Below are 24,889 nucleotides of genomic sequence, written 5' to 3'. Positions count from 1 at the left end.
CCGACGCGCCGGGTCAGTGTTCCGCCGGTGCGTGGCGCGCGCGGGTGTCCGAGGGCCGCTCGCCGAAGCGTGCGCGGTACTGGGCGGCGAAATGGCCCAGGTGAAGGAAGCCGTATTTTTCCGCCACGTCGCGCACGCCAATCTGCGTCGACGCGGCCTGCAGCTCGGCGCGCACCCGGTCCAGCCGCAGCTCACGCAGGAACTCCATCGGTCCCTGGCCCGCATGCTGGCGGAACGCGATCTGCAGGGAGCGTGCGCTGCAGCCGGCCTCGCGGCACACGTCGGCCAGCGACAGCGGCTGCTCGGCGTGCGCGGCCATGAACTCCTGCGCCTTGCGCACCGCGCGTGGCAGCAGGTGGCGCTGCGCGTCGCCGGCCAGGGCGCGCGAGTGGTTGTGGCCCGCCGACATCAGCAGGCTCGACATCAGGTACTCCTCGGCATGCTCGGCCAGGCGCCCGCCGCCTTGCAGTGCATTGCCGGCATCGAGCGTGAGCCGCAGGTAGTCGATGAAGTGCACCAGCGGCGCGAGCGCGGGGTTGTCCAGCGGCACGCCGAGGTCGAACACCAGGTGCTGGCGCACGGGCGCCTGCAGCAGCGCCTCGAGCCGCGACAGCAGCGCCGCGCGCGCGATCCGCACGATCAGGTGCGGGCTGTCGTCGGCCCAGCGCATCGACAGCAGTTCGGTGGGCGAGGGCAGCGAGGCGACGCGCGGCGTGGCCTCGACCTGCTGGCCGCCGCAGCGGATGTCGGCGCCGCCGCGCAACGGAATCTGCAACAAGAAGAAGTCTTGCAGGTAGCCCGGGTCGATCTGGACGCCGGGACCGTATTGCACGTAATTGAGGCTCACATCGCGGTGCAGCCGCGCGCTGTGGTGGCAGGCGTCCAGTTCGGTGCGTGGGCGCAGCATCGTGAGGCCGTGGGGGCAGAACACGCGGGCCACGCTCTCGCGTGCCTCGTCCATGTCGTGGCTCTCGAACAAACGGTAACGCTGCAGCGGCAGCCGGGGGGCGGTGGCGGTTTCCATAGGGAAGCGGGCAGACCGTAGCAAAAAGCCTTCCAGCCCACAATTCGGGCCGTCCCTTGGAACCCCCGAAAAAACCTGCGCGGCAGGGACAGCGCCTGCGTTTTCCGGATCGGCCGGCGAGGCCCGGCGCTCTACCTTTGGCCCATTCGCCGAACCGGCGATTCAACCGAGGAGAGCAAGCGTCATGTTCAAGGGACTCGAAGGCAAAAGCGCCATCGTCACGGGTGGTTCGACATTGATAGGCGCCGGCGTGGTGCGCGCCTTTCACGCGGCGGGCGTGAAGGTGGTCATCGCCGACATCGACGCCGACAAGGGCCAGCCGCTGGCCGACGCGCTGGGCGCCGGGGTGCGCTTCGTGCGCACCGACATCACCGACGACGCGCAGGTGAAGGCCTGCGTCGACGAGGCCGCGGCCCGCCACGGCGGCGTGCACTTTCTGGTGAACCTGGCGTGCTCGTACGTGGACGACGGCTTCAAGTCGCCGCGCGCCGACTGGCTCACCTCGTTCAACGTGAACGTGGCCAGCGCCGTTGCGATGCTGCAGGCGGCGCACCCGCACATGGTGGCGGCCGGCGGTGGGGCGGTGGTCAACTTCACCAGCATCTCGTCGCGCGTGGCCCAGACCGGGCGCTGGCTCTACCCCGTGAGCAAAGCCGCGATGGCGCAGCTCACGCGCAACATGGCGATGGACCTCGCCCCCGACCGCATCCGCGTGAACAGCGTCTCGCCGGGATGGACCTGGTCGGCCGTGATGGACCAGCTCACGGGCGGCGACCGCGCGCGCACCGACCGCGTGGCCGCGCCCTACCACCTGCTGGGGCGCGTCGGCGACCCCGACGAGGTGGCGCAGGTGGTGCTGTTCCTGTGCTCCGAGCACGCGAGCTTCGTCACCGGCGCCGACTACGCGGTGGACGGCGGCTACTCCGCCATGGGCCCGGAGCAGGCCGTGCCGGCCATTCCCCGCCTGATGGAACCCTGATCTGCATCGACAACAACACCCCCACGAGACAACACAGAAGGAGCAAGCCATGAAGCGAATCGCCATCGTCGGCGCAGGCCAGTCGGGCCTGCAACTGGGACTGGGCCTGCTGGACGCAGGCTACGAGGTCACCATGTACAGCAACCGCACGGCGGACGACATCCGCCAGGGCAAGGTCATGTCGAGCCAGTGCATGTTCCACACCGCGCTGCAGGTCGAGCGCGACCTCGGGCTCGACCATTGGGCCAGCGACTGCCCCACGGTGGACGGCATCGGCTTCGCCGTGCCGCACCCCGAGCAGAAGGGCGCCAAGGCCATCGAATGGGCGGCGCGGCTGAACTCGAGCGCGCAGTCGGTCGACCAGCGCGTGAAGGTGCCGGCGTGGATGGCGCTGTTCCAGCAGAAGGGCGGCGAGCTGGTCTTCAAGGACGCCGGCATCGACGACCTCGAGGCCTGTACCCGCAGCCACGACCTCACGCTGGTGGCCAGCGGCAAGGGCGAGATCTCCAAGCTCTTCGAGCGCGACGCCGCCAAGTCGACCTACGACCAGCCTCAGCGCGCACTGGCGCTCACCTACGTGAAGGGCATGCGCCCGCGCACGCCGTACTCGGCCGTGTGCTTCAACCTGATTCCGGGCGTGGGCGAGTACTTCGTGTTCCCGGCGCTCACCACCACGGGCCCGTGCGAGATCATGGTGTTCGAAGGCGTGCCCGGCGGCCCGATGGACTGCTGGACCGACGTGAAGACGCCGCAGGAGCACCTGGCGCGCAGCAAGTGGATCCTCGACACCTTCACGCCCTGGGAGGCCGAGCGCTGCGCCGACATCGAACTCACCGACGACAACGGCATCCTCGCCGGCCGCTTCGCGCCCACCGTGCGCAAGCCCATCGCCACGCTGCCTTCGGGCCGCAAGGTGCTCGGCCTGGCCGACGTGGTGGTGCTCAACGACCCGATCACCGGGCAGGGCTCGAACAACGCGGCCAAGTGCGCCGACACGTACCTGAAAAGCATCCTGGCGCGCGGCGAGGGCGCGGCCGATGCGCCGTGGATGCAGCAGACCTTCGACCGCTACTGGTTCGGCTATGCGCAGTGGGTCACGCGCTGGACCAACATGCTGCTCGCACCGCCGCCGCCGCACGTGCTCAAGCTGCTCGGCAGTGCCGGCGCCGTGCCGCCGATGGCCAGCGCCATCGCCAACGGCTTCGACGATCCGCGCACCTTCTTCCCGTGGTTCGCCGACCCGCAGGAGGCCGATCGCTACCTCGACACCTGCGCGGCTGCTGCGGCAGCTGCGTAGGCGGAGCCAGCGCATGACACGACGCGTGGCCATCGTCGGCGCCGGCCAGTCCGGCATGCAGCTCGCACTGGGCCTGCGGGCGAAAGGGTACGCCGTGACGGTGTATGCGAACCGCACGGCGCAGGAGATCTTCGACGGGCCGGTGATGTCCAGCCAGTGCATGTTCGAGACCGCGCTGCAGACCGAGCGCGAACTGGGGCTAGACAGCTGGGCCGACACCTGCCCGGTGGTCGAGGGCATCGGCATGTCGGTGCGCAGCCCGGAAGGCCAGCGCGCCATCGCGTGGGAGGCCAGGCTCGACGGCCCCGCGCAGTCGGTCGACCAGCGCCTGAAGATCTCTGCGTGGATGCAACTCTTCGAGGCGCGTGGCGGCCGCCTCGTGCACCAGGACGCGGACATCGACACGCTGGAAGAATGCGCGCGCACGCACGACCTCGTGGTCGTCGCAAGCGGCAAGGGCGAGATCTCGGCGCTGTTCCCGCGCGATGCGGCGCGCTCGCCCTTCGACGCGCCGCAGCGCGCGCTGGCGCTCACCTACGTGAAGGGCATGCGCCCGCGCGAGCCGTTCGCGGCCGTGAGCTTCAACCTCATTCCGGGTGTCGGCGAGTACTTCGTGTTCCCCGCGCTCACCACCAGCGGCCCGTGCGAGATCATGGTGTTCGAAGGCGTGCCCGGCGGCCCCATGGACTGCTGGGACGACGTGAAGACGCCGCAGGAACACCTGGCGCGCAGCAAGCAGATCCTTGCCACCTTCCTGCCGTGGGAGGCCGAGCGCTGCGAACACATCGAGCTCACCGACGACCACGGCGTGCTGCGTGGCCGCGTCACGCCCGTGGTGCGCCACCCGGTCGCCACGCTGCCCTCGGGCCGCCCGGTGCTGGGGCTCGCCGACGCCGTCGTGCTCAACGACCCGATCACGGGGCAGGGCTCGAACAACGCGGCCAAGGCGGCCGACATCTACCTCAAGCGCATCCTCGAACATGGCGACGCGCCTTTCGATGCCGCGTGGATGCAGCAGACCTTCGACCGCTACTGGGAGGGCTACGCGCGCTGGGCCACCGACTGGACGCACAGCCTGCTCACGCCGCCCGCGCCGCACCTGCAGAAGCTGCTGCAGAGCGCCACGCACAGGCCGGCCGTGGCGAGCGCGGTGGTCAACGGTTTCGACGACCCGCGCAACTTCGCGCCCTGGTGGTTCGACGCGGCCGAGGCCGACCGTTTTCTCGAAGCCAAGGCGCGCGAGGCCGCGGTCGACCGCTTCGACCGGCGCGACTTCCGCAAGGCGCTGGGCCAGTTCAGCACCGGCGTCACCGTCATCACCACGCGCGCGCTCGACGGGCGCCGCGTCGGCATGACGGCCAACTCGTTCTCGTCGGTGTCGCTCGATCCGCCGCTGGTGCTGTGGAGCCTGGCGCGGCAGGCGCCCAGCGTGGCCGATTTCACCGGCGCGAGCCACTTCGCGATCAACGTGCTGGCCGCGCCGCAGCACCACCTGTCGCGCCAGTTCTCGACACCGCAGGCCGACAAGTTCGGCGGCGTCGACTGCTGCGAGGGCACGGCCGGCGTGCCGCTGCTCAACGGCGTGCTCGCGCGCTTCGTGTGCCGCAACGTGCGGCAGTACGACGGCGGCGACCACCTGATCTTCATTGGCGAGGTCGAGGGCTACGAACGCTTCGACGGCGAGCCGCTGGTTTTTCACTCGGGCTACTACCAGGTCACGACGCGCCATCCGGAATGCGTACAGTGAGCCCCTGGTTCCCCACGTCCACCTTTCAGCATTGAACGGAGTCACACACCCATGCAGAACAAGGCATCCACCTCTTCGTCGCAAGACATCCGCATCCAGGCCGCCGACGGCAGCGGCAGCTTCGGCGCCTACCTGGCCCTGCCGCGCGGCGGCACCGGCCCGGGCCTGGTGCTTGCGCAGGAAATCTTCGGCGTCAACAAGACCATGCGTGACGTGGCCGACTACTACGCCGAGGAAGGCTACGTGGTGCTCGTGCCCGACCTGTTCTGGCGCCAGGAGCCCGATGTGCAGCTGGGCTACACGCCCGACGACTGGCAGCGCGCCTTCGCGCTGTACCAGGGCTTCGACGAAGCGCTCGGCATGCAGGACATGCAGGCCGCCATCACCGCGCTGCGCCAGCGCCCCGAAGTGCCCGGCGGCAAGGTCGGCGTGCTCGGCTTCTGCCTGGGCGGCAAGCTTGCCTACCTCGCGGCCTGCCGCACCGATGCGGATGTGGCCGTGGGCTACTACGGCGTGGGCATCGACGCCGCGCTCGACGAGGCCGACCGCATCCGCTGCAAGCTGGCGCTGCACGTGGCGGAGCTCGACGGTTTCTGCCCGCCCGAGGCGCGCGACCGCATCGTGCAGACGCTGCGCGGCCGGCCGAACGTCGAGGTGCACGTGTACCCCGGCGTCGACCACGCCTTTGCGCGCGTGGGCGGCGAGCACTTCCACCGTGCCTCGGCGCTCATGGCGCACGAGCGCAGCGTGGCCGCGCTGAAGTCGGCGATCGGCCCCAACTACGACCTGGCCGCGCTGTGGGACAAGCACTGCGAGTACGAGTTCGGCACCCGCAACGTCGACGACACCATGGGCACCATGGTGGCTGAGCCCTACGTCAACCACATCCCGACCATGACCGGCGGCGTGGGCTACAAGAACCTGCACGCGTTCTATACGAACCACTTCGTCAACAGCAACCCGCCCGACACCTCGCTGGTGCCGATCTCGCGCACCGTGGGCGCGACGCAGGTGGTCGACGAGATGCTGTTCTGTTTCACCCACACCACCGAGATTCCGTGGATGCTGCCGGGCGTGGCGCCCACCGGAAAGCGCGTGGAGATCCCGCTGCTCGCGGTCATCAAGTTCCGCGGCGACAAGCTCTACCACGAGCACATCTACTGGGACCAGGCGAGCGTGCTGGTGCAGGTGGGCCTGCTCGACGCGGCGCTGCTGCCGGTGGCGGGCGTGGAAACGGCGCGCAAGCTGCTCGACGAGACGCTGCCGTCGAACACGTTGCTGACACGCGCTTGATGCGAACCTGAGGCGTCCGCGCGGCGAAACTGCCACGCGGGACGCGGCGGGCTGCTCAGACCGTCATGCCTTGTTCGACGTCGAGCGTCTTGCGGCGCGCCATGGCCAGGTTCGACTTGGTCTTGTCCAGCACCAGGTAGACGAACAGGCCTTCCTTCTTCTGCATCGGGCGGATGATGTGGTACTGCTTGCCGAGCGTGATCAGCATGTCTTCGATGCTGTCGTTCAGGCCGAGGTCGCGCATGGTGCGCAGCTTGGCGCGGACCACTTCGGTGTTGCCGGCGGCGGCCACCTCGAGATCGACGCCCGAGCCGATCTGGCCCAGGATCATGCCGCTGCTCGAGTCGACCAGCGCCGCGCACAGGGCGCCGTCGCAGGTCATCAGGTCGTCCATGGATTGCTTGATATTTGCCATCGAAATCTTTCCTAGTCCTCGCCCCTGAAAGTCGGCGGCCACCCGGGCGAAGGGGATGGGTGGCTGCCGGTGTCGAATGGGTGTGGTGCGCCGATGCCCGGCGTCAGGCGTGCTGCAGCAGCTGCGTCGCCTGTTTCGCGAAGTACAGGACCTGGCCGATGATGGCTTCGCGGCTGGTGACCACGCTCACGATCAGCGTCATCTCGGGGTGCCGCGCCTGCAGCATGAGGATGTGGCCGTGCGTGGCCTCGATCGCCACGTTGTCGCAATGGCCCAGCTGGCTTTCCTCGCCGGCCACGGCGCCCAGCGCGGCCAGCGAACTGGCGATGGCCGACAGGCGTGCGACCTGCGCGGTGTTCTCGACGCGCGCGGCCAGCTCCAGGCCGTCTTCGGTCGAGATCACCACGGCCTTCACGCCCTTGATTTCCCGCATCAGGGTGTCGATGGCCGATTCCGCTGCAAGCCTGATTCTTGGAGTGATGTTCATTGCTGCCTGAATGGAAGGAAAAGGAGAAAAAGAGGGGCGTCCTGCGTTCAGACCTCGAGCTGGAGCAGGAGCAGTTCCAGCAGCTGCACGACCTGCTGCGCATCGGTGACGTTGGCCGGCAGCACCGGGCACACGACGCCCTTGGCCTCCATGCGCCGGGCGTAGGCGTCGATGCCGGGGCTCGGGTGCGCTTCCATGCGGCCCACGGCCACCACGCAGGCGGTCTGCGCGATGAGCTCGGCGAAGCCGTCCAGGTAGATGTCCAGGTCGGCCAGCGGATCGGGGCGGCTGTTGTCCACCAGGATCACCACGCCGAGCGCGCCGCGCCCCAGGATGCGCCACATGAAGTCGAAGCGCATCTGGCCGGGCGTGCCGTACAGGCGCAGCTTCTCGCCGTTGTCGAGCGTGAGTTCGCCGTAGTCCAGGCCGACCGTGGTGGTGGCCTTGGCCACCGAGGTGTCGCTGTTGCGCACGTCGGTGCTCACGGGCGGGATCTCGCTCACGCCGGCGATGGCCGTGGTTTTGCCGGCGCCCATGGTGCCGGTGAAGAGGATCTTGTGTTCTACGGTCATTGAGGGCCTGACGGCAGCAAGCCGAGTCGGTTCCTGATGCGTGCGAGCAGGCCGGGCTGCACGGTGTCGCGCGCCGGCGCCGGAAAGCGGCTGTCGGGAAAGACGCTGTCGGGGGCCGAGGCCGCCACCAGCGCGCCGGGGGGCGCGGCGCGTTCGAGCAGGCCGGCGCGCTGCAGGTCGGCCAGGAAATCCGCGCACTCCTGGCGCGTGGCGGGCGAGCGCTGCTGCAGCGACAGCACCGACGCCGGCCGGTTGGACATCAGCGTGGCCAGCCGCAGGCGGATCGGCGCCTCGAGCACGGCCGCGGGCGGCCAGCGCAGCATGCGGAATTCTTCGTGTTCGCCGATCGGCACCTCGGTCGTAGCCAGCCCCAGGCCGCGGGCGTGGACGACCATCGCGCCGAGGCGGTTGAGCACCACTTCCAGCGCATCGGTGTGCAGCGGCAGGGCCAGGAAAGGGCCGCGTTGCGGGTCGGCATGGGCGACGGTCAGCGTGGGCACCGCCGGTTGGGGCGAGGCGGCGGCGAGGGCGACCTGTTCGCCGACGACCCGCAGGTCGGCCTGTTCGGCCTTCCACGACCAGTTCTGGTGCGTGCGGTGGTCGAGCAGCCGGATCAGCGACTTGAGCAGCACTTCTTCGCGGTGCGGCAGCCCTTCGACGCTGTAGCTCAGCAGGGCGCGTTGACTTTTGGGAACGGTGTTAACGGCCGTCATGCAGCCTCCGCACCACCGTGCCGATCGGCCGGCCGCTGTGGGATGTTGCGTTCAACCGCATCGAAAACACCGATTGGAGGCGGCATCGCCGTTCTTTTTGCAACTTAAGCACTCACTGTAAGAAGTTGGACGGAGACGCCGATCGCAACGCTGGCTGGGAGAACTAAAGTGTTTGTTTGGAGGTGGCGTCAAAAATATAACACTTGTTGCAAATAAAAACACAAGATTACGAACAACTGTTTTCAGTGGGTCGCGGACGCGACAAAGCCTCGCGTGCCGCAGCGCGGCGCGCGAGGTTTCAGGGAGGCGCGGGGAAAGCGGCGGGCGGGGAGAAGGGCGCCCGCCGGGGCGTCAGTGCGCCAGTTGCGCCTGCAGCTCGGCCACTTGCCGGCGCAGGTCGGCGTTCTCGGCCGTGAGTTCGGCCACGCGCTGTTGCAGTTGCTGCACGGCGTCGAGCGCCGCCGGTTCGGCGCCTTCTTCGGTTTCGGGCGCGGCCTCGCGCGGCTTGCGCTTGGCCTCGCGCACGCGCTTGGCGGCCTGCTTCAGCTCGTCCTTGCCGGCGTTGGCGGCCGACACCTGCTCCTCGGCGGGCAGCGAGGCGACGGCCGCGGCCGTGTTGATCGAGATCACGCCCGACTTCACGGCCGCCACCAGTTCGGGCGCAGCCTGCTTCTGGATCTTCTCGATCATCACGACCTGGCTGCTGCTCAGGCGCGCGGCGCGGGCGATGGCCTCGCGGCTGTTCAGCGGCACGGGCGGCGGCAGGGCTTCGTCGGAAGCGGGAGTGGAGGTCGGAGCGGGCGCGTCGTCGACGTCGAAGGGCGGGTCGTCCGCCGTGGTCGGGGTGGTCGGCGTGGTGGCGGTGCTGCGGGCGCGGCGCTCGTCCACGATGTCCTTCTTGCGCAGCGCCAGCACGCCGCGCAGGTAGTCCGAGATGCTGCGGCGGCCCAGGTGCTGGTCGATCATCCACAGGTGCACGTCCTGCAGCGTCTTGAAGCGCGTGTTCTGCACGGTCTGGAAGGGCAGGCCGTGCTTCTGGCAGATGCCATAGCGGTTGTGGCCATCCACCAGCACGTCGCCCCACAGCACCAGCGCGTCGCGGCAGCCTTCGGTGAGGATGCTGCGTTCGAGGGCTTCGTACTCCTCCGGCGTCAAGGGATCGATATAGGCTTTGAGTTCTTCGTTGACGACGATGTTCATGGGTACGGGTGCGATGTAAGGGGCGGAATTTTAGGTGTCTCGGTTTCGGCCGCTCGAACGTCTAGACAGGGAGAGAGACGAGAAGGCGTCACCGGGAAAAACAGGGCCTTCCTGCGTCATCAAATGGTAATAGTTCTTATTTGCATCTTTGCCCTTGAACACTTCAGGAGTACCCATGGATCTGTCGCTTTCCCCGTCCGCGCCCACGCTGGGGGAGGTCTTCATCGCGAACCGTGCCCAGCTCCAGCGCGTCGCGCAAAAGATCGTCCGCACCGCTGACCTCGCAGACGAAGTGCTGCAGGACGCCTACCTGAAGCTCGCCGACGGCGCTTCGGTGCGCGATGTCCGCAAGCCGCTCGGTTACTGCTGCCAGGTGGTGCGCAACGTGGCGGTCGACTACCACCGCCACCATTCCGTGGAGGCCAGCTACCGCACCTACTGCGACGACGTCGAGCTCGTGAGCCCGCCCAGCAGCAACGACGCGCCCGACCGCGTGCTCGGCGGCCGGCAGGCGCTGGTGGCCATCGACCGCGTGCTCGAAGCGCTGCCGCCACGCACCCGCCTCGCGTTCGAACTCAACCGCCTGAGTGGCCTGACCCAGCGCGAGATCGCCACGCGCCTGGGCTGCTCCGCCACGCTCGTGAACTTCATGATCAAGGACGCCGACGCCGCACTCGAAAGCTGCCGCTACCTCGTGCAAGCCGCCTGAGTTTTCCGACGCACCGCATCGGCGCTACGATGGCCGCCGATGAGCAGCCCCAACGACACGCAAAGCGACCCCACCTGGCAGACCGCCTGGGCGTGGGTTCGCCGCCAGCACGCCGGCGAGGGCGCGCTCGACGCCGCCGCGAGCGCCGAGCTCGCGCAATGGCTCGCCGCCGATCCCGCCCATCGCCAGACCTACGCCGAGGCGGCCCGCCTCTGGCTGCTCGTCGGCCTGGTGCCGTCCGCGCACGACGTCCCTTCGCCGGACGCCGAAGACGCGGCCCGCTAACCCGCACGCTCTTTTCTCGCAGTTCCAACTGCGGCCCCGCCGCGGCGCAGCCGTGCGCGGCTTTCACGCATGCGGGACTAAACACCCAGCCTCGCGGCGCGTCTTGTATCGCAAGGGCAAACCCTGCCCGTCATTGCACTTACCAAGAGGACCGCCCATGTCTACCAGCTGTTTCGATCGCGAGGACGAGACCTTCATCGTGCTCGTCAACCACGAAGCGCAGTACTCCATCTGGCCGCACTGGAAGGCCGTGCCCGGCGGCTGGCGCGCCGTCGACGGCGTCAAGGGCGACAAGAAGACCGTGCTCGACTACGTCGAAGCCCAGTGGACCGACATGCGTCCGAAGTCGCTGCGCGACTGGATGGCCGCGCAGCAGCCAACCGACAACGCCTCCACCTCCGCCTGACGCACATGCAGGCCTCGCTGCCCCTGCTGTGCCTGCCCTGCGCGGGCGCCAGCGCCACCATGTACCTGCGCTGGCGGCGTGCGCTGCCGCGCTGGATCGAGGTCGTGCCGGTCGAGCTGCCGGGCCGCGGCGGGCGCCTGGGCGAGCGCTTCGTCGACGACTTCGGCCGCATGGTCGCGCAGCTGTGCGCCGAGCATGAAGGCGTGCTGCGCGGTCGCTACGCGCTCTTCGGCCACAGCATGGGCGCGTTGCTGGCCTGGGGCATGGCGCAGCACCAGCGGCAACAGCACCGCCCGCTGCCGGGCGCGCTGATCGTCTCCGGCAGCGCGGCACCGTCGCAGCGCGACCCCGACCGCTTTCTCGACATCACCGACGACGCGGCCCTCATCGCCGACCTGCGCAAGCAGGGTGGCACGCCCGACGAACTCTTCGACAGCCCCGAGCTGCTGCGCATGACGCTCGACACCCTCGGCGCCGACTACCGCCTGTGCCGCAGCTTCGTGCACGCCGACCCTGCGCCGCTGCCCGTGCCGCTGCATGTGCTGGCCGGCCGCCAGGACGACATCGCGCCGTGGCGCATGCAGGCCTGGGCCGCCGAGACCGCGCATGCACGCTTCACGCTCGAGGGGTTCGAGGGCGGCCACTTCTTCATCCGCCAGTACGAGGCCCCCGTGCTGGCCGCGCTGGCGCGGCACCTCGCGCCGGCGGTGATGGCGGCAGGAGGCGTCGATGCGGCTCGTGCCCTGGCATGACCCCTTGCCGCCGGGCATCGCGTTGCACCGCCTGGACCTGGACCTCGCGGCGGAGGACGGCGATGCCTGGGTCGACCTCACGCCCGACGAACGCGCCCGCGCCAATCGCTTCGCCCGCCGCGCCGACCGCGTGCGCTTCGCCCACACCCGCGCCGCCGTGCGCCGCCTGATCGCGCAGCGCCTCGCCTGCCGTCCGGCGGAGGTGCCGCTGCGTGCCGACGCACACGGCAGGCCCTTCGTCGAAGCCGGCAGCGACAGCGCCGCGCCCCTCTTCAACATCTCGCACGCCGGCGACCACGCGCTCATCGCGCTGGCCGATCCGGTGCGCATGCGCTGCGTGGGCGTCGACATCGAAGCCTGCGCGCGCGACCTCATGGCCGACGCCGATGCGCTGCTCGCCATGGCCTTCACTGCGCGCGAACAGCGCGAGATCCGCAGCGACGCCGACCTGCCACACGCCTTCTACCGACGCTGGGTCGGCAAGGAAGCTGTGTTGAAAGCCGCCGGCGTCGGCATGGCCGAGCACCTGCAAAGCGTCGGCATCCACCCCGACGCCCACGGCGCGCTTGCCGTCGACTGCGCCGTGCCCGCGTGGGCTGGCATTGAAGCGATGGCGCTGTCCGCGCCGCCGGGCTATGCCGCCGCGCTGGCCTGGCACACCAAGGAACAACCCCTGTGAACCCGATGCATCCCGTGGACTTCGTGACCCATCTGCGTGGCCTCGCCGCGCAGCGCCCCGACGACATCGCCTTGATCGCCATCACCGACCGCGACGGCACCGCACTCGACACGCCCATCAGCTACCGCGCCCTCGACGCGCGCGTGCGCGGTCTCGCGGCGCACCTGCAGCAGGCCTTCGCGCCCGGCGGCCGCGCACTCATCATGCTGGACAACAGCGACGACTACGTTGTCAGCTTCTTCGCCTGCCTCTATGCGGGCCTCGTCGCCGTGCCGGTGTTCCCGCCCGAGTCCACGCGCAAGCGCCACCTGGGCAAGCTCGAGGGCATCGCCGCCGACGCGGGCGCCTGCTGCGTGCTGACCCACGCCGCCATCCGCGATGCGATGGCGGGCGTGGACGCTGCCTTTGCGCAGGCCGTGCTCATCGCCGTCGATGAGATCGACGCCGCCGGTGCCGACGCATGGCGCCCGCACACGCCGGCCGCCACCGACATCGCCTTCCTGCAGTACACCTCCGGCTCCACCTCGGCGCCCAAGGGCGTCATGGTCACGCACGCCAACCTGATGGCGAACATGCGCGCGATCGAAGAGGGCCTTTCAGTCTGCACGAGCGACACCTTCGTCACCTGGCTGCCGCTGAACCACGACATGGGCCTCATCGGAGGGCTGCTGCAGCCGATGCATCGCGGCGCCGTCGTGGCGCTGATGTCTCCGCGCTACTTCCTCGAGCGCCCCGTGCGCTGGCTCGAAGCCGTGTCGCGGCTGCGCGCCACCGTCAGCGGCGGGCCCGATTTCGCCTACCGCCTGTGCCTGGACCGCGTGTCCGACGCGCAGTTGCAAAGGCTCGACCTGTCGTCGTGGCGCCTCGCGTTCTCCGGCGCCGAGCCGGTGCGCGCCAACACCCTGCGGTCGTTCCAACAACGCTTCGCGCCCGCAGGCTTTCCGGCCGAAGCGGTTTACCCCTGCTACGGCCTCGCCGAATCGACGCTCTTCGTCACGGGCGGGCACCGCGGCGCCGGCATGGTCGCGCACGCCTTCGACAAGGCGCGCCTGGCGCAAGGTGCCGTGGTGCGCGAGGAGGGCGGCGCGATGCTCGTGGGCTGCGGCCGCAGCGTGACGCACCACGCGGTACGCATCGTCGACACGGCCACGCTGAGCGTGTGCGCCGAGGGCGCCGTCGGCGAAATCTGGGCCTCGGGCCCGAGCCTGGGCAGCGGCTACTGGAACAAGCCCGAGGTGTCGCAGCAGACCTTCGTCGTGCAGGACGACACGCGCTGGCTGCGCACCGGTGACCTGGGCTTCGTGCACGACGGCCAGCTCTACGTGGCCGGCCGCATCAAGGACATGATCATCGTGCGCGGCCACAACCTGTACCCGCAGGACATCGAGCGCGAAGTGGAGCGCGAGGTCGAGGCCGTGCGCAAGGGCCGCGTCGCGGCCTTCGCGGTCGAGGGACCGGAAGGCGAGGGCATCGGCCTCGCGGCCGAGGTGTCGCGCAGCATCCAGAAGCTGGTGCGGCCCGAGGTGCTGGTCGAGGCGCTGAGCGCGGCCGTGAGCGAGCAGTGCGGCGAGCCGCTGTCGGTCGTGATGCTGCTTAACCCCGGCGGCATGCCCAAGACCACGAGCGGCAAGCTGCAGCGCGGCGCCTGCCGCCAGGGCTGGATCGATCGCACGGCGGACGCCTATGCGATCTACGCCCACGGTGCGTTCGTGCTGGGTGGCAGCGCCCCCGCAGTCGACACAGCCGAAGCCGCGCTCGACGACGTCGAGCAGGCCCTGGCCACGGTCTGGCACGAGGTGCTGCGCCGCCCCGTCGAACGGCCGCTGGCGCGCGACGCGCACTTCTTCACCCACGGCGGCAACTCGCTCGCCGCCACGCAGGTGGCCGCGCGCATCGGCGAGCGCTGGGACATCGACTTTCCATTGCGTGCGCTGTTCGAACAGCCGCGCCTGGGCGACCTCGCGCGCGAACTGCGGCGCGTGCTCGCGCTCGGCCAGCGCCGCGCGCACCAGCCGATCCTGGCCCTGCCGGCCGAGCGCCGCACGGGGCTGCTCGCGCTGTCGCATGCGCAGGCGCGCCAGTGGTTTCTGTGGCAGCTCGATCCGCAGAACAGCGCCTACCACGTGGGCGTGGCGCTGCGCCTGTCGGGCGTGCTGGATGCCGACGCACTGAAGGCGGCGCTCGAAGGCCTGCTCGCGCGCCACGAAAGCCTGCGCACCGTGTTCCGTACCGCGGCCGACGGCACGGTCGGCCAGCAGGTGCTGCCGACGGCGCCGCTGGCGCTCGCCCACATCGATCTGCGCGCGCTGCCGGACGGCGACCGTGAAGGCGCCGCCGCCGCACAGGCGCGCGCGTTGCAGGCCGAGCCCTTCGACCTCCTGGCCGGCCCCGTGCTGCGCGCCGCCTGGCTCCAGCTCGGCGAAGCGCACCACATCCTCGCGATCGTCACGCACCACATCGTGTCTGACGGTGCCTCGCTGCAGGTGTTGCTCGACGAGTTCGGCGTGGCCTATGCGGCGCACGCGAAGGGCGAGACGCCGCCGCTCGCCGCACCGGCGATCCAGTACGCCGACTACGCCGCGTGGCAGCGCGACTGGCTCGCCGCCGGCGAGGCTGAACGCCAGTTGGCCTACTGGCGCACCCAGCTCGGCAGCGACCATCCCGTGCTGGCCCTGCCCACGGACCGTCCCCGCCACGCGGTCGCCAACTACCGCGCGGCCTCGCACGCTTTCGACCTCGACGCGGCCCTCGTCGCCCGCCTGCATGCCACCGCGCAGGCGCATGGCGCCACGTTGTTCATGGTGCTGCTCGCGGGTTTCCAGGCGCTGCTGCATCGCTACACGGGCCAGCCCGATGTGCGCGTGGGCGTGCCGGTCGCCAACCGCCACCGCCCCGAGACCACGGGCCTCATCGGCTTCTTCGTCAACACGCAGGTGCTGCGCGCCACGCTGAGCGGCCGCGCCCCGTTCGCGCAACTGCTCGCGCAGACCCGCGAGGCCGCGCTCGGCGCGCAGGCCCACCAGGACCTGCCGTTCGAACAGCTCGTGGACGCCCTGCAGCCGCAGCGCAGCCTGAGCCACAACCCGCTGTTCCAGGTGATGTTCAACCTGCTGCGCGAAGACACGGCCGTGCTGCGCGGCCTGCCGGGCCTGGCGGTCGAGGAGTACCGCATGGACGACAGCGCCGCGCAGTGCGAACTCGCGCTCGACATCCGCGAGCGCGCAGACGGCCAGGTGCGCGCCGTCTTCACCGCGGCGGCCGAGCTGTTCGACGAGGAGACCGTCGCGCGCATGGCCGCGCACTATCGCGCGCTGCTCGACGCGCTGACGGCCGACCCGGCCCGCGCCATCGGCGATGCGCCGTGGCTCGCTGCCGAAGAGCAGGCGCAACTGCACACCTGGGGCACGGGCCCATCGCCCGCATCCGCCGCGACACCCGCGCATCGCCTGTTCGAGGCGCACGTCCGCCGCGCACCCGATGCCATCGCGCTGATAGCCGGCGACACCGAACTTTCCTACGCCGCCCTCGACCGCCGCGCGAACCGGCTCGCGCACAGCCTGCTGCGCCAGGGCGTGCGGCCCGATACGCCAGTCGCCGTGGCCGTCGATGCCCCAATCGACCGCGTAGTCAGCCTGCTCGCCGTGCTGAAAGCCGGCGGCACCTACCTGCCGATGGACCCATCGCACCCGCCGCAGCGGCTGTCGGAGTTGCTGGCCGACAGCGGCGCAGCGCTGCTGCTGGCCGGCAGCCACAGCTCAGTGAACGGAACCGTCGCGCGCCTCGCAGTCGATGACGCATCGCTCGACGACGAACCGGACGAGACCCCGCAAGTCACGCTGCACGACCACCACCTGGCCTATGTGATCCACACCTCCGGCACCACCGGTCGCCCCAAGGGCGTGGCGGTCGCGCACGGCGCGCTGTCGATGCACCTGCAGGCCATGGCCGACACCTGCGGCTTCACGGCGAGCGATCGTTCGCTGCAGTTCGCGCTGCCGCACGTCGACGCCGCCATCGAGCAGTGCCTGCTGCCGCTGACCACCGGCGCTGCGCTGGTGCTGCAGCCGCAGTGGTGCTCGCTCGCCAGCGAACTCGACGCCTTGCTTCAACGCCACCGCGTCAGCGTGGTCGACCTGCCGCCGGCCTACGCGCGCCAGCTGCTGCAGGACCAGCCGCCGTTCCACCACGCCGTGCGCCTCGCGCTCTTCGGCGGCGAGGCCTGGACCGGCGAAGACCTCGCGCTGGTCCGCCGCGTGCTGCACCCTGCACGCATCGTGAACGCCTACGGCCCGACCGAGGCCGTGATCACGCCGACCCTGTGGTCCGCCGACGCCGAGGCCATCGTGCAGGGCTACGCCCCCATCGGCCGCCCGGTCGGCCGCCGCACCGCCCATGTGCTCGACGCCGACCTGCAGCCCGTCCCGCGGGGCGTGCCCGGCGAGCTGTACCTCGGCGGCGACGGCCTCGCGCGGGGCTACCTCGGGCGCGCAGCGCTGACGGCCGAGCGTTTCGTCGCTGATCCCTTCGACGGGGCCGGCGGTCGCCTGTACCGCACCGGTGACCTCGTGCGCTGGCGTGCCGACGGCCAGCTCGAGTACCTCGAGCGGCTCGACCACCAGGTGAAGGTGCGGGGCTTCCGCATCGAACTTGGCGAGGTCGAGGCGCGCTTGCGCGAGCAGCCCGGCGTGCGTGAGGCGCTGGTGTGCCTGCACGAGGGCGCAGCGGGCCCGTCGCTCGTGGCCTACGTCGCACCCGCTGCAGGCGCATCGTTCGACGCGACCACGCTCAAGACGCAGCTGGCGCAGGCGCTGCCCGACTACATGGTGCCTTCGGCGCTGATGGTGCTCGACAGCTTCCCGCTCGGCGCCAATGGCAAGGTCGACCGCCGCGCGCTGCCCGCACCGGCGGCCGCCGGCACGCCAGGCTACGAAGCCCCCCACGGTGACGTCGCGCAGAAGCTGGCCGCGATCTGGGCCGAGCTGCTCAAGGTCGCGCAGGTCGGCCTGCACGACAACTTCTTCGACCTCGGCGGCAACTCGCTGCTCGTGATCCGCATGCACCGGCTGGTGGAAGACCGCCTGCAGCCGGGGCTCGCGGTGGTCGACCTCTTCAAGTACCCGACCGTCGGCGCACTCGCCCGTCACATCGAGCAGAAGGGGCGCAGCCCCGCCGCTGCTTCCGCCACCGACGACGCCGCGCAGGCAAAACAGCGCGCGCAGCAGCAGCGCGCCGCCTTGCTGCAACGCCGCCGACCCACGGAAAGAACCCTCTGATGCACGCGCAAGACGACACCCCGCTTTCTGCCCCCGACACCACGGGCCTCGAGATCGCCATCGTCGGCATGGCCGGCCGCTTTCCCGGCGCGCCCGACGTGGACGCCTTCTGGCGCAACATCCGCGACGGCGTCGAGTCGGTCACCGTCTTCAGCGACGACGAACTGCGCGCGCGCGGTGTGCCCGAGCGCGCGCTGGCCGACCCTGACTACGTGAAGGCCGGCGTGCTGTTCGACGGCTTCGACCGCTTCGACGCCGGCTTCTTCGGCTACTCGCCGCGCGAGGCCGAGCACCTCGATCCGCAGCAGCGCATCTTTCTCGAATGCGCCTGGGAGGCGATGGACCATGCGGGCTGGCCAGTGGGGCGTGATGGCCCGAAGGGCGGGGCGCCCGTCGGCGTCTACGCGGGCGACGGCCCCAACCTCTACCTCATGAAGCACCTGCTGCCCGCCTTCGGTGTGGATGCAAGCACAGGCATCGCCGACATGCTGGGCCTCATGAGCGGCAACTCCGCCGGCTCGCTGTGCACGCGCGTGGCCTACAAGCTCGACCTGCGCGGCCCGGCCCTGAGCGTGCAGACCGAATGCTCGACCTCGCTGGTGGCCGTGCACCTGGCCTGCCAGGGCCTGCTGAGCCACGACTGCGACATGGCGCTGGCCGGCGGCGTGTGGCTCAACCTGCTGCAGGACGGCGGCTACCGCTACCAGAACGGCGCCATCCTCTCGCCCGACGGCCACTGCCGCGCCTTCGACGCCCAGGCCGCGGGCACGGTGATCGGCAGCGGCGCGGGCATCGTCGTGCTGCGCCGGCTGGCCGATGCGCTGCGCGATGGCGACACCATCCATGCCGTGATCAAGGGCACGGCCGCCAACAACGACGGCGCCGACAAGATCGGCTTCACCGCACCGAGCGTGCAGGGCCAGACCGGCGCGATCCGCGCGGCGCAGCTCGTGGCCGATGTGCCCGCGCACACCATCGGCTATGTCGAGGCGCACGGCACGGGCACCACGCTGGGCGACCCGATCGAGCTGGCCGCGCTCACGCAGGCCTTCCGCGCCGACGGCGGCGATGGCGGGCGCTGCGGCTACTGCGCCATCGGCTCGGTCAAGACCAACATCGGCCACCTCGACGCGGCAGCCGGCGTGGCGGGGCTCATCAAGGCGACGCTGGCGCTGCGCCACCGCACGCTGCCGCCAAGCCTGCACTTCGAGCAACCGAACCCGCAGATCGATTTCGCGAACAGCCCGTTCCGCGTGAACACCGAGGCGCTCCCGTGGCCCGAGGGCGATACGCCGCGCCGCGCGGGCGTCAGCTCTTTCGGCATCGGCGGCACCAATGTGCACGTCGTGCTGGAAGAGGCGCCGCCTGTGGTCACGGCCACAGAAGCGGCCGGCTGGCAGGTGCTGCCACTGTCGACCCGCAGCGCGTCCGCAACGCGCAAGGCAGCGCAGCAGCTGGCCGATCACCTGCGCGCGCAGCCCGCGTTGCCGCTCGCCGATGTCGCCCACACCCTGCAGGCGGGTCGCCGTGTCTTCGAGCACCGCAGTGCCGTGGTGGCCGACCATGCCGAAGGGGCCGTGCAGCTGCTCTCGGCGGGCGAGGGACTGGCCGTGCGCGCCGCGCCCGCGCAGGCGCCCGAGGTGGTCTTCCTCTTCCCCGGCGGTGGCACGCAGCACGCCCAGATGGGCCGCGCGCTCTACGAGGACGACGCGGCCTTCCGGGACGACATCGACCGCTGCTGCGCGCTGCTGGAGCCCGAACTGGGCTTCGACCTGCGCACCGTGCTGTTCCCCGCGCCCGGCGGCGAGGCCGAAGCCGACGCGCGGCTGTTCGACATCGCGCTCGCGCAACCCGCGCTCTTCGTCGTCGCTTACGCGATGGCGCAGTGGTGGATGCGCCGCGGCGTGCGGCCCGCGGTGATGATGGGCCACAGCCTGGGCGAGTACGTCGCCGCCTGCCTGGCGGGCGTGTTCCGCCTCGAAGACGCGCTGCGCGTCGCGGCCCTGCGCGGACGCCTGCTGCAGTCGATGCCGCCCGGCGCGATGACCGCCGTGCCGTTGTCGCAATCCGCGCTCGCGCCCTTCCTGGCGCCGGGCTGCGACCTCGCCGCCGCCAACGCCGAGCAGCTGTGCGTGATCTCCGGCCCGCGCGAGGCGGTCGAGGCCGCCGAGGCGCGGCTGCGCGCGGCGGGCCACCTGCCGCGCCGGCTGCATGTGTCGATCGCCTCGCACTCGGCGATGACCGAGCCGCTGCTGGCGCCGCTCGAAGCGCTCATCGCCTCGGTGCCGCGCCGGCCGCCGACGATCCCCTTCGTTTCGAACGTCACGGGCCAGCTCATCACGCCCGAAGAGGCCATGAGCCCCGCCTACTGGGCGCGCCACCTGCGCGGCACCGTGCAGTACGCCGACGGCGTGGGCACCTTGCTGCAGGTGCCGAGTCGCGTGCTGCTCGAAGTCGGCCCCGGCGAAACGCTGGCGGGCCTGGCGCGCCAGCATCCGCTGGCCGACACCGCCGCCGGCGTGCTCGCCAGCCAGGCGCATCCGCAGCAGCAGGCACGCAACGCGCAGCAGATCGCGCAGACGCTGGCCCAGCTGTGGGTGGTGGGCGTGGACATCGACTGGGCCGCCTGCCGCGCGGGCGCCGCGCGTCGGCGCGTGCCGCTGCCGGCGTATCCGTTCCAGCGCCGCCGCTACTGGGTCGAAGCGCCCAGTGCTGCGAAGGTGGCGCAACGAACCAACGCTGACGCGTTCTATGTGCCGTCTTGGCAGCGCACGGAGCCGCTGGTCGTCGCATCGTCGGCATCGACCGACGGCTGTCTGCTCGTGCTCGGCGACAGCCGCAGCCTCACGGGCCACCTCGTGCGCCAGCTGCGCGCGCAGGGCCGCACCGTGGTGCTGGCCGAGCGCGGCAGCGCCTTCGCGCGCACGGCCCACGGCCACTGGACGCTGCGCCCCGGCGCGCGCGACGACCACGCGCGCCTGCAGGCCGAGATCGCGGCCGACTTCGGCGCCATCGCCGGCATCTACCACCTCTGGAGCCTCGACGAAGCGCTGCCCGCTCAACAGCCGCAGGCCGAGCTGCTCGAGCGCAGCTTCTTCAGCCTGCTCGCGCTCGTGCAGTCGCTCGACGCGGGCGGGCGCACGCTGCCGCTCGCCGTCGTCGCCAACCAACTCGAAGACGTCACCGGCACCGAGCCGCTGTGCCCCGAGAAAGCCACGCTGCGCGGCATCGGCAAGGTGATCGGCCAGGAATACCCGCGCGTGCATTGCCGCGTGATCGACGTGGTGCTGCCCGCGCCCGAAAGCGATGCCGAAGGCCGGCTGGTCGCGCAGATCGTGGCCGAGGCCGTGGCGCTGCAGGCCGAGCCCGGCGAGCCGCTGGTGGCTTGCCGCGGTGCGCACCGCTGGATCAAGACCTATGAGCCCGCAACACTGACCGCTGCGGAGCAACCGCGCCTGCGTCGTGAGGGCGTTTACTTCGTCACCGGCGGCCTGGGCGGCGTCGGCCTTGCGCTGGCGAAGCACTTGGCCGTGCACTGGCAGGCGCGGCTGGTGCTGCTGGGCCGCACCGCGCTGCCGGCGCGCACCGAGTGGCCCGCGCTGGTGGCGGCCGACAGCACGCCCGCCGCTCTGAAGGCGCGGCTGCAGCAACTGCTCGAACTCGAAGCGCTCGGTGCACAGGTGCTCACCGTGTCGGCCGACGTGTCCGACGTCGACGCGATGCGCGCCGCCCTCGCGCAGGCCGATGCCCGCTTCGGCCCGCTGCACGGCGTCGTGCACGCAGCCGGCGATGCAGGCGGCGGCATGATGGCCGGACGCACGCGCGCGCAGGTCGACACCGTGTTCGCAACCAAGGTGCGCGGCACGCGCGTGCTGTTCGATGCGCTGCGCGGCCAGCCGCTGGACTTCGTGCTGCTGTGCTCGTCCATCTCCAGCGTGGCCGGCGGCCTGGGCATGAGCGACTACGCCGCCGCCAACGCCTACCTCGACGCCGTGGCCGTCGCGCACGAACGGCTCGGCGCGTTCCCGGTGTTCTCGGTCAACTGGGACGCCTGGCGCGGCCTGGGCATGGCCGCGCACATGGACGTGCCCGACGACATCGGCATGGACGGCCCCGAAGGCGCGCGCGTCTTCGAGCGCATCGTCAACGGCCCGGCGCGCGCGCAGACCGTGATCTCGACCACCGACCTGGCCACGCGCCTGGGCCCGCTCGACAACGGCATGCTCGACCTGCTCGGCGACGAGGCACCGGCCGCCGCCGCGGGCGCGGCCCACCCGAGGCCCGCGCTGCAGACCCCGTTCGTCGCGCCGCAGGGCGAGGTCGAGACCGCGCTCGCCGCGCTGTGGACCGAGCGCCTGGGCATCGCGCCCATCGGCGTGGATGACAACCTGTTCGAACTCGGCGGCGATTCGCTCGTGGCCATCCAGCTGCTGTCGCGCGTGCGCAAGCGCTACGCGACCGAGCTGCACCCGAGCGAGTTCTTCAAGGCGCCGACGATCGCCGGCCTGGCCGCGCGGCTCGGTGTCGCCTCGACCGCCATCGCGCCGCAGCGCAGCGCGATGGAGATCACGCCCGTCGCGCGCGGCGGCGCGCTGCCGCTGTCGCCGATGCAGCGCCGCCTCTGGCTGGTCGATCGCCTCACCGATGTTGCCAACCGCAGCGGCCGCGCGGCCTACAACATGTCGGCCGGCCTCGCGCTGCACGGCGAGCTCGACATCGACGCGCTGCGCGCCGCCATCGACGCCATCGTGGCGCGCCACGAGGTGCTGCGCACCGTGTTCACCGAGGACGACGAGGGCGAACCCATGGCCGTCGTGCGCCCAGGCGCGCCGCTCGACATTCCAGTCATCGCACTCGACGACGGCGCGCGCTACGGCCCCCTGTTCGATGAACTCGTGCGTGCGCCGCTCGCACTGGCCGAGGGCCCGCTCATCAAGGCCACCGTCGTGCGCATGACCGCGCGTGAGCATGTGCTGGTGCTCGTGGTGCACCACATCGTGTTCGACGGCTGGTCGATCGCCGTGTTCGCACGCGAGCTGGCCGCGTTCTACGAGCGCGCGCGGCGCGGCCAGCCGCTCGAACTGGCACCGCTGCCCGTGCAGTACGCCGACTACGCCGCCTGGTATGCGCGCGCGCTGGCCTCCGACGGCTTCGCGCCGAAGGCCGCGTTCTGGCGCGAGCGGCTGGCGGGCGCACCGCAGGCCTCGGGCATCAAGCCCGACCACCAACGCCCGGCTGTGCCCACGCATGCCGGCGACTCGGTGCGGCTCACGCTGTCGCCGGCGCTGTCGCAATCGCTGGCCGCGCTCGCGCGGGCGTCGGACGCGTCGCTGTTCACGCTGCTGCTGTCGTCGTTCTTCCTGTTCTTCCACCAGGCCTCGGGCGCCGACGACATCGTCATCGGCACCGACGTCGCGGGCCGCGGCCACCCGGACCTCGAAGGGTTGCTCGGCTTCTTCGTCAACGTGGTGCCGCTGCGCTCGCGTCGCACGAAGGGAACGACCGATTTCGCGCAATGGCTCGCCGCCACCAAGGCCGACACCCTGGCCGCGATGGACCACCAGGACGTGCCTTTCGACCGCATCGTCGAGCTGTCGGGTGTGCCGCGTGCGCGCGACCGCAACCCGCTGGTGCAGGTGCTCTTCGTGCTCCAGAACACACCCGAGATCCGGTTCGCCATCGAAGGCGCCGAGGTCCAGGTGCTGCCCCAGCAGATGAACGAATCCAAGTTCGACCTGGCGGTGTTCGCCAGCGAACACGACGGCGCGCTCACCGCCGAGTGGGTGTTCGCCACCGGCCTCTACCGGCGGAAGACCGTCGAAACCTTCACCGCTTCGTGGCATGCGCTGCTGGAGCGGATCGTCGCCACACCCGGCCAGCCGATTGACGCGCTGGCCCCCATGCCCTCGGAGGAATCCATCGCCATGACAAACGCTCCCAACGTCCGCCCGGCCTCGAAACTGGACAAGCTCGGCAAACTTGGAAAGCTCGACGCCCTGGGCGCCGGCCGCGCGCCCGTGCGCGCCGCCGCGCGGCCCGCCGTGCAGACCTCGTTTTTGAAGCCCGGCGCCGAATTTCCCATCGTGCTGCAGGCCACCAGTCCCGAGCTCGACACCGTGGCCTGGGCCAAGGGCCAGGCCGACTACATCGAGATGCTGGTGGCCAGGCACGGCGGCATCCTGTTCCGCGACTTCGGCCTGAAGACACCGCAGGACTTCGAGGCCTTCGCCGAGGCCATCGAGCCCGAGCTGTACGGCAGCTACGGCGACTTGCCCAAGAAGGAGGGCGGCAAGAAGACCTACCGCTCCACGCCGTACCCCGAGCGCCAGATGATCCTGTTCCACAACGAGAGTGCGCACCTGGACCGCTGGCCGCGCAAGCAGTGGTTCTTCTGCGAGCTGCCGTCGCCCGTGGGCGGCGCCACGCCCATCGTCGACTGCCGCGAGATGCTGCGCCGCCTGCCGGCCGAGGTGGTCGCCGGCTTCGAGCGCAAGGGGCTGCAGTACGTGCGCACCTTCACGCCCGGCCTGGATGTGAGCTGGCAGGACTTCTACAAGACCGACCGCCGCGAAGACGTCGAGGCGCGCCTGGCCACCGCCGGCATCGAATGGCGCTGGTTCGACGGCGACACGCTGCAGACGCGCACCCGCTGCCCCGCCGTGATCCGCCACCCGCTCACCGGCGAGCGCGTGTTCTTCAACCAGGTGCAGCTGCACCACGTCGCGTGCCTCGAGCCGCAGGTGCGCGAAGACCTGCTGGCCATGGGCGGTGTCGAGCGCCTGCCGCGCCACGTGACCTACGGCGACGGCTCGCCCATCGCCGACGAGACCATGGCCATCGTCGGCGAGGCCTACGAGGCCTGCGCCGTGCGCTTCGACTGGCGCCAGGGCGACGTCGTGATGCTCGACAACATGCTCGCGGCCCATGCACGCGATCCCTTCGAAGGCCCGCGAAAGATCGTGGTGGCGATGGGCGCGATGTTCGACCGCGCCGCACTTGACGACGGCGCGCGCGGCACCGAGTCCCGCCTGGCCGACGAACAAGGCGCCTGAACGAAA

Annotated in this window: 17 protein-coding genes and 1 pseudogene; 12 read left to right on the top strand and 6 right to left on the bottom strand. The window is 70.7% G+C overall.

What is annotated here, in order from left to right; genetic code table 11:
• Positions 1–13 precede the first annotated feature (13 nt).
• On the bottom strand, positions 14–1,024 hold the full coding sequence (locus AC07XP_RS05980) for an AraC family transcriptional regulator (protein ID WP_495264098.1): 1,011 nt from the start codon (positions 1,022–1,024) through the stop codon (positions 14–16).
• Between the two features lie 184 nt (positions 1,025–1,208).
• Between AC07XP_RS05980 and AC07XP_RS05975 the strand changes: the two genes are divergently transcribed.
• From AC07XP_RS05975 to AC07XP_RS05955, 5 genes and pseudogenes are all read left to right on the top strand, one after another.
• Positions 1,209–2,003 (top strand): SDR family oxidoreductase, encoded by a 795-nt coding sequence (locus AC07XP_RS05975; RefSeq protein ID WP_369629700.1) that lies wholly within the window; start codon positions 1,209–1,211, stop codon positions 2,001–2,003.
• A gap of 49 nt (positions 2,004–2,052) precedes the next feature.
• Positions 2,053–3,300 (top strand): styrene monooxygenase/indole monooxygenase family protein, encoded by a 1,248-nt coding sequence (locus AC07XP_RS05970; RefSeq protein ID WP_495264097.1) that lies wholly within the window; start codon positions 2,053–2,055, stop codon positions 3,298–3,300.
• Between the two features lie 13 nt (positions 3,301–3,313).
• A pseudogene (locus tag AC07XP_RS05965) lies at positions 3,314–4,552 on the top strand (styrene monooxygenase/indole monooxygenase family protein); the annotation flags it as partial.
• A 33-nt stretch (positions 4,553–4,585) separates the two neighbouring features.
• Positions 4,586–5,047 carry a flavin reductase family protein gene (locus tag AC07XP_RS05960; protein WP_253252594.1) on the top strand — a complete coding sequence of 154 codons (462 nt, stop codon included), beginning with the start codon at positions 4,586–4,588 and terminating at the stop codon, positions 5,045–5,047.
• 51 nt (positions 5,048–5,098) lie between these two features.
• Positions 5,099–6,340 carry a dienelactone hydrolase family protein gene (locus AC07XP_RS05955; RefSeq protein ID WP_159270810.1) on the top strand — a complete coding sequence of 414 codons (1,242 nt, stop codon included), beginning with the start codon at positions 5,099–5,101 and terminating at the stop codon, positions 6,338–6,340.
• 55 nt (positions 6,341–6,395) lie between these two features.
• Here the strand turns inward: AC07XP_RS05955 and AC07XP_RS05950 are convergent, their stop codons facing one another.
• The 5 genes from AC07XP_RS05950 to AC07XP_RS05930 all read right to left on the bottom strand — a co-directional run bounded on the left by AC07XP_RS05950 (position 6,396) and on the right by AC07XP_RS05930 (position 9,727).
• Positions 6,396–6,755 carry a hypothetical protein gene (locus tag AC07XP_RS05950; protein ID WP_095746312.1) on the bottom strand — a complete coding sequence of 120 codons (360 nt, stop codon included), beginning with the start codon at positions 6,753–6,755 and terminating at the stop codon, positions 6,396–6,398.
• Between the two features lie 103 nt (positions 6,756–6,858).
• Positions 6,859–7,188 (bottom strand): roadblock/LC7 domain-containing protein, encoded by a 330-nt coding sequence (locus AC07XP_RS05945; RefSeq protein WP_235944037.1) that lies wholly within the window; start codon positions 7,186–7,188, stop codon positions 6,859–6,861.
• A gap of 101 nt (positions 7,189–7,289) precedes the next feature.
• Complete coding sequence (locus tag AC07XP_RS05940; RefSeq protein ID WP_139706695.1) at positions 7,290–7,814, bottom strand: GTP-binding protein; 525 nt, start codon at positions 7,812–7,814, stop codon at positions 7,290–7,292.
• Positions 7,811–8,527 (bottom strand): hypothetical protein, encoded by a 717-nt coding sequence (locus AC07XP_RS05935; protein ID WP_495264096.1) that lies wholly within the window; start codon positions 8,525–8,527, stop codon positions 7,811–7,813. Before AC07XP_RS05935 ends, AC07XP_RS05940 begins: the two co-directional genes overlap by 4 nt.
• A 351-nt stretch (positions 8,528–8,878) precedes the next feature.
• Positions 8,879–9,727, bottom strand: coding sequence for a ParB N-terminal domain-containing protein (locus AC07XP_RS05930; protein ID WP_495264095.1), 849 nt, complete (start codon positions 9,725–9,727; stop codon positions 8,879–8,881).
• Positions 9,728–9,902: 175 nt separating this feature from the next.
• On the opposite strand from AC07XP_RS05930, the gene AC07XP_RS05925 reads away from it, so the two are divergent.
• The 7 genes from AC07XP_RS05925 (at position 9,903) to AC07XP_RS05895 (ending at position 24,883) form a co-directional block, all read left to right on the top strand.
• A complete protein-coding gene (locus AC07XP_RS05925; protein WP_070062431.1) occupies positions 9,903–10,436 on the top strand; it encodes a sigma-70 family RNA polymerase sigma factor in 534 nt (177 codons plus the stop codon).
• Positions 10,437–10,475: 39 nt separating this feature from the next.
• Entirely contained in the window at positions 10,476–10,721 is a 246-nt protein-coding gene (locus tag AC07XP_RS05920; RefSeq protein ID WP_495264094.1) for a FecR/PupR family sigma factor regulator, read from the top strand.
• Between the two features lie 157 nt (positions 10,722–10,878).
• Positions 10,879–11,127, top strand: coding sequence for an MbtH family protein (locus AC07XP_RS05915; protein WP_495264093.1), 249 nt, complete (start codon positions 10,879–10,881; stop codon positions 11,125–11,127).
• 5 nt (positions 11,128–11,132) lie between these two features.
• A complete protein-coding gene (locus tag AC07XP_RS05910; protein WP_495264092.1) occupies positions 11,133–11,879 on the top strand; it encodes a thioesterase II family protein in 747 nt (248 codons plus the stop codon).
• Complete coding sequence (locus AC07XP_RS05905) at positions 11,857–12,558, top strand: 4'-phosphopantetheinyl transferase family protein (protein ID WP_495264091.1); 702 nt, start codon at positions 11,857–11,859, stop codon at positions 12,556–12,558. The genes AC07XP_RS05910 and AC07XP_RS05905 overlap by 23 nt, the downstream gene beginning before the upstream one ends.
• 5 nt (positions 12,559–12,563) lie before the next feature.
• Positions 12,564–17,831, top strand: coding sequence for an amino acid adenylation domain-containing protein (locus tag AC07XP_RS05900; protein ID WP_495264166.1), 5,268 nt, complete (start codon positions 12,564–12,566; stop codon positions 17,829–17,831).
• A complete protein-coding gene (locus tag AC07XP_RS05895) occupies positions 17,831–24,883 on the top strand; it encodes an SDR family NAD(P)-dependent oxidoreductase (protein WP_495264090.1) in 7,053 nt (2,350 codons plus the stop codon). The genes AC07XP_RS05900 and AC07XP_RS05895 overlap by 1 nt, the downstream gene beginning before the upstream one ends.
• The last annotated feature ends 6 nt before the right edge of the window (positions 24,884–24,889 follow it).

The sequence above is a fragment of the Variovorax sp. GW531-E2 genome (assembly GCF_059423125.1).
The sequence above is the reverse complement of the archived record's forward strand: the minus strand, read 5'-3'. Positions and strand labels throughout refer to the sequence as shown.

Bases quoted from the DNA above. Each gene is read 5' to 3' on its own strand.
- AC07XP_RS05915 (WP_495264093.1), top strand. From the start codon at position 10,879: ATGTCTACCAGCTGTTTCGATCGCGAGGACGAGACCTTCATCGTGCTC.
- AC07XP_RS05970 (WP_495264097.1), top strand. From the start codon at position 2,053: ATGAAGCGAATCGCCATCGTCGGCGCAGGCCAGTCGGGCCTGCAACTG.
- AC07XP_RS05905 (WP_495264091.1), top strand. From the start codon at position 11,857: ATGCGGCTCGTGCCCTGGCATGACCCCTTGCCGCCGGGCATCGCGTTG.
- AC07XP_RS05935 (WP_495264096.1), bottom strand. From the start codon at position 8,527: ATGACGGCCGTTAACACCGTTCCCAAAAGTCAACGCGCCCTGCTGAGC.
- AC07XP_RS05955 (WP_159270810.1), top strand. From the start codon at position 5,099: ATGCAGAACAAGGCATCCACCTCTTCGTCGCAAGACATCCGCATCCAG.
- AC07XP_RS05940 (WP_139706695.1), bottom strand. From the start codon at position 7,814: ATGACCGTAGAACACAAGATCCTCTTCACCGGCACCATGGGCGCCGGC.
- AC07XP_RS05945 (WP_235944037.1), bottom strand. From the start codon at position 7,188: ATGCGGGAAATCAAGGGCGTGAAGGCCGTGGTGATCTCGACCGAAGAC.
- AC07XP_RS05895 (WP_495264090.1), top strand. From the start codon at position 17,831: ATGCACGCGCAAGACGACACCCCGCTTTCTGCCCCCGACACCACGGGC.
- AC07XP_RS05910 (WP_495264092.1), top strand. From the start codon at position 11,133: ATGCAGGCCTCGCTGCCCCTGCTGTGCCTGCCCTGCGCGGGCGCCAGC.
- AC07XP_RS05950 (WP_095746312.1), bottom strand. From the start codon at position 6,755: ATGGCAAATATCAAGCAATCCATGGACGACCTGATGACCTGCGACGGC.
- AC07XP_RS05930 (WP_495264095.1), bottom strand. From the start codon at position 9,727: ATGAACATCGTCGTCAACGAAGAACTCAAAGCCTATATCGATCCCTTG.
- AC07XP_RS05925 (WP_070062431.1), top strand. From the start codon at position 9,903: ATGGATCTGTCGCTTTCCCCGTCCGCGCCCACGCTGGGGGAGGTCTTC.
- AC07XP_RS05900 (WP_495264166.1), top strand. From the start codon at position 12,564: ATGCATCCCGTGGACTTCGTGACCCATCTGCGTGGCCTCGCCGCGCAG.
- AC07XP_RS05920 (WP_495264094.1), top strand. From the start codon at position 10,476: ATGAGCAGCCCCAACGACACGCAAAGCGACCCCACCTGGCAGACCGCC.
- AC07XP_RS05980 (WP_495264098.1), bottom strand. From the start codon at position 1,024: ATGGAAACCGCCACCGCCCCCCGGCTGCCGCTGCAGCGTTACCGTTTG.
- AC07XP_RS05975 (WP_369629700.1), top strand. From the start codon at position 1,209: ATGTTCAAGGGACTCGAAGGCAAAAGCGCCATCGTCACGGGTGGTTCG.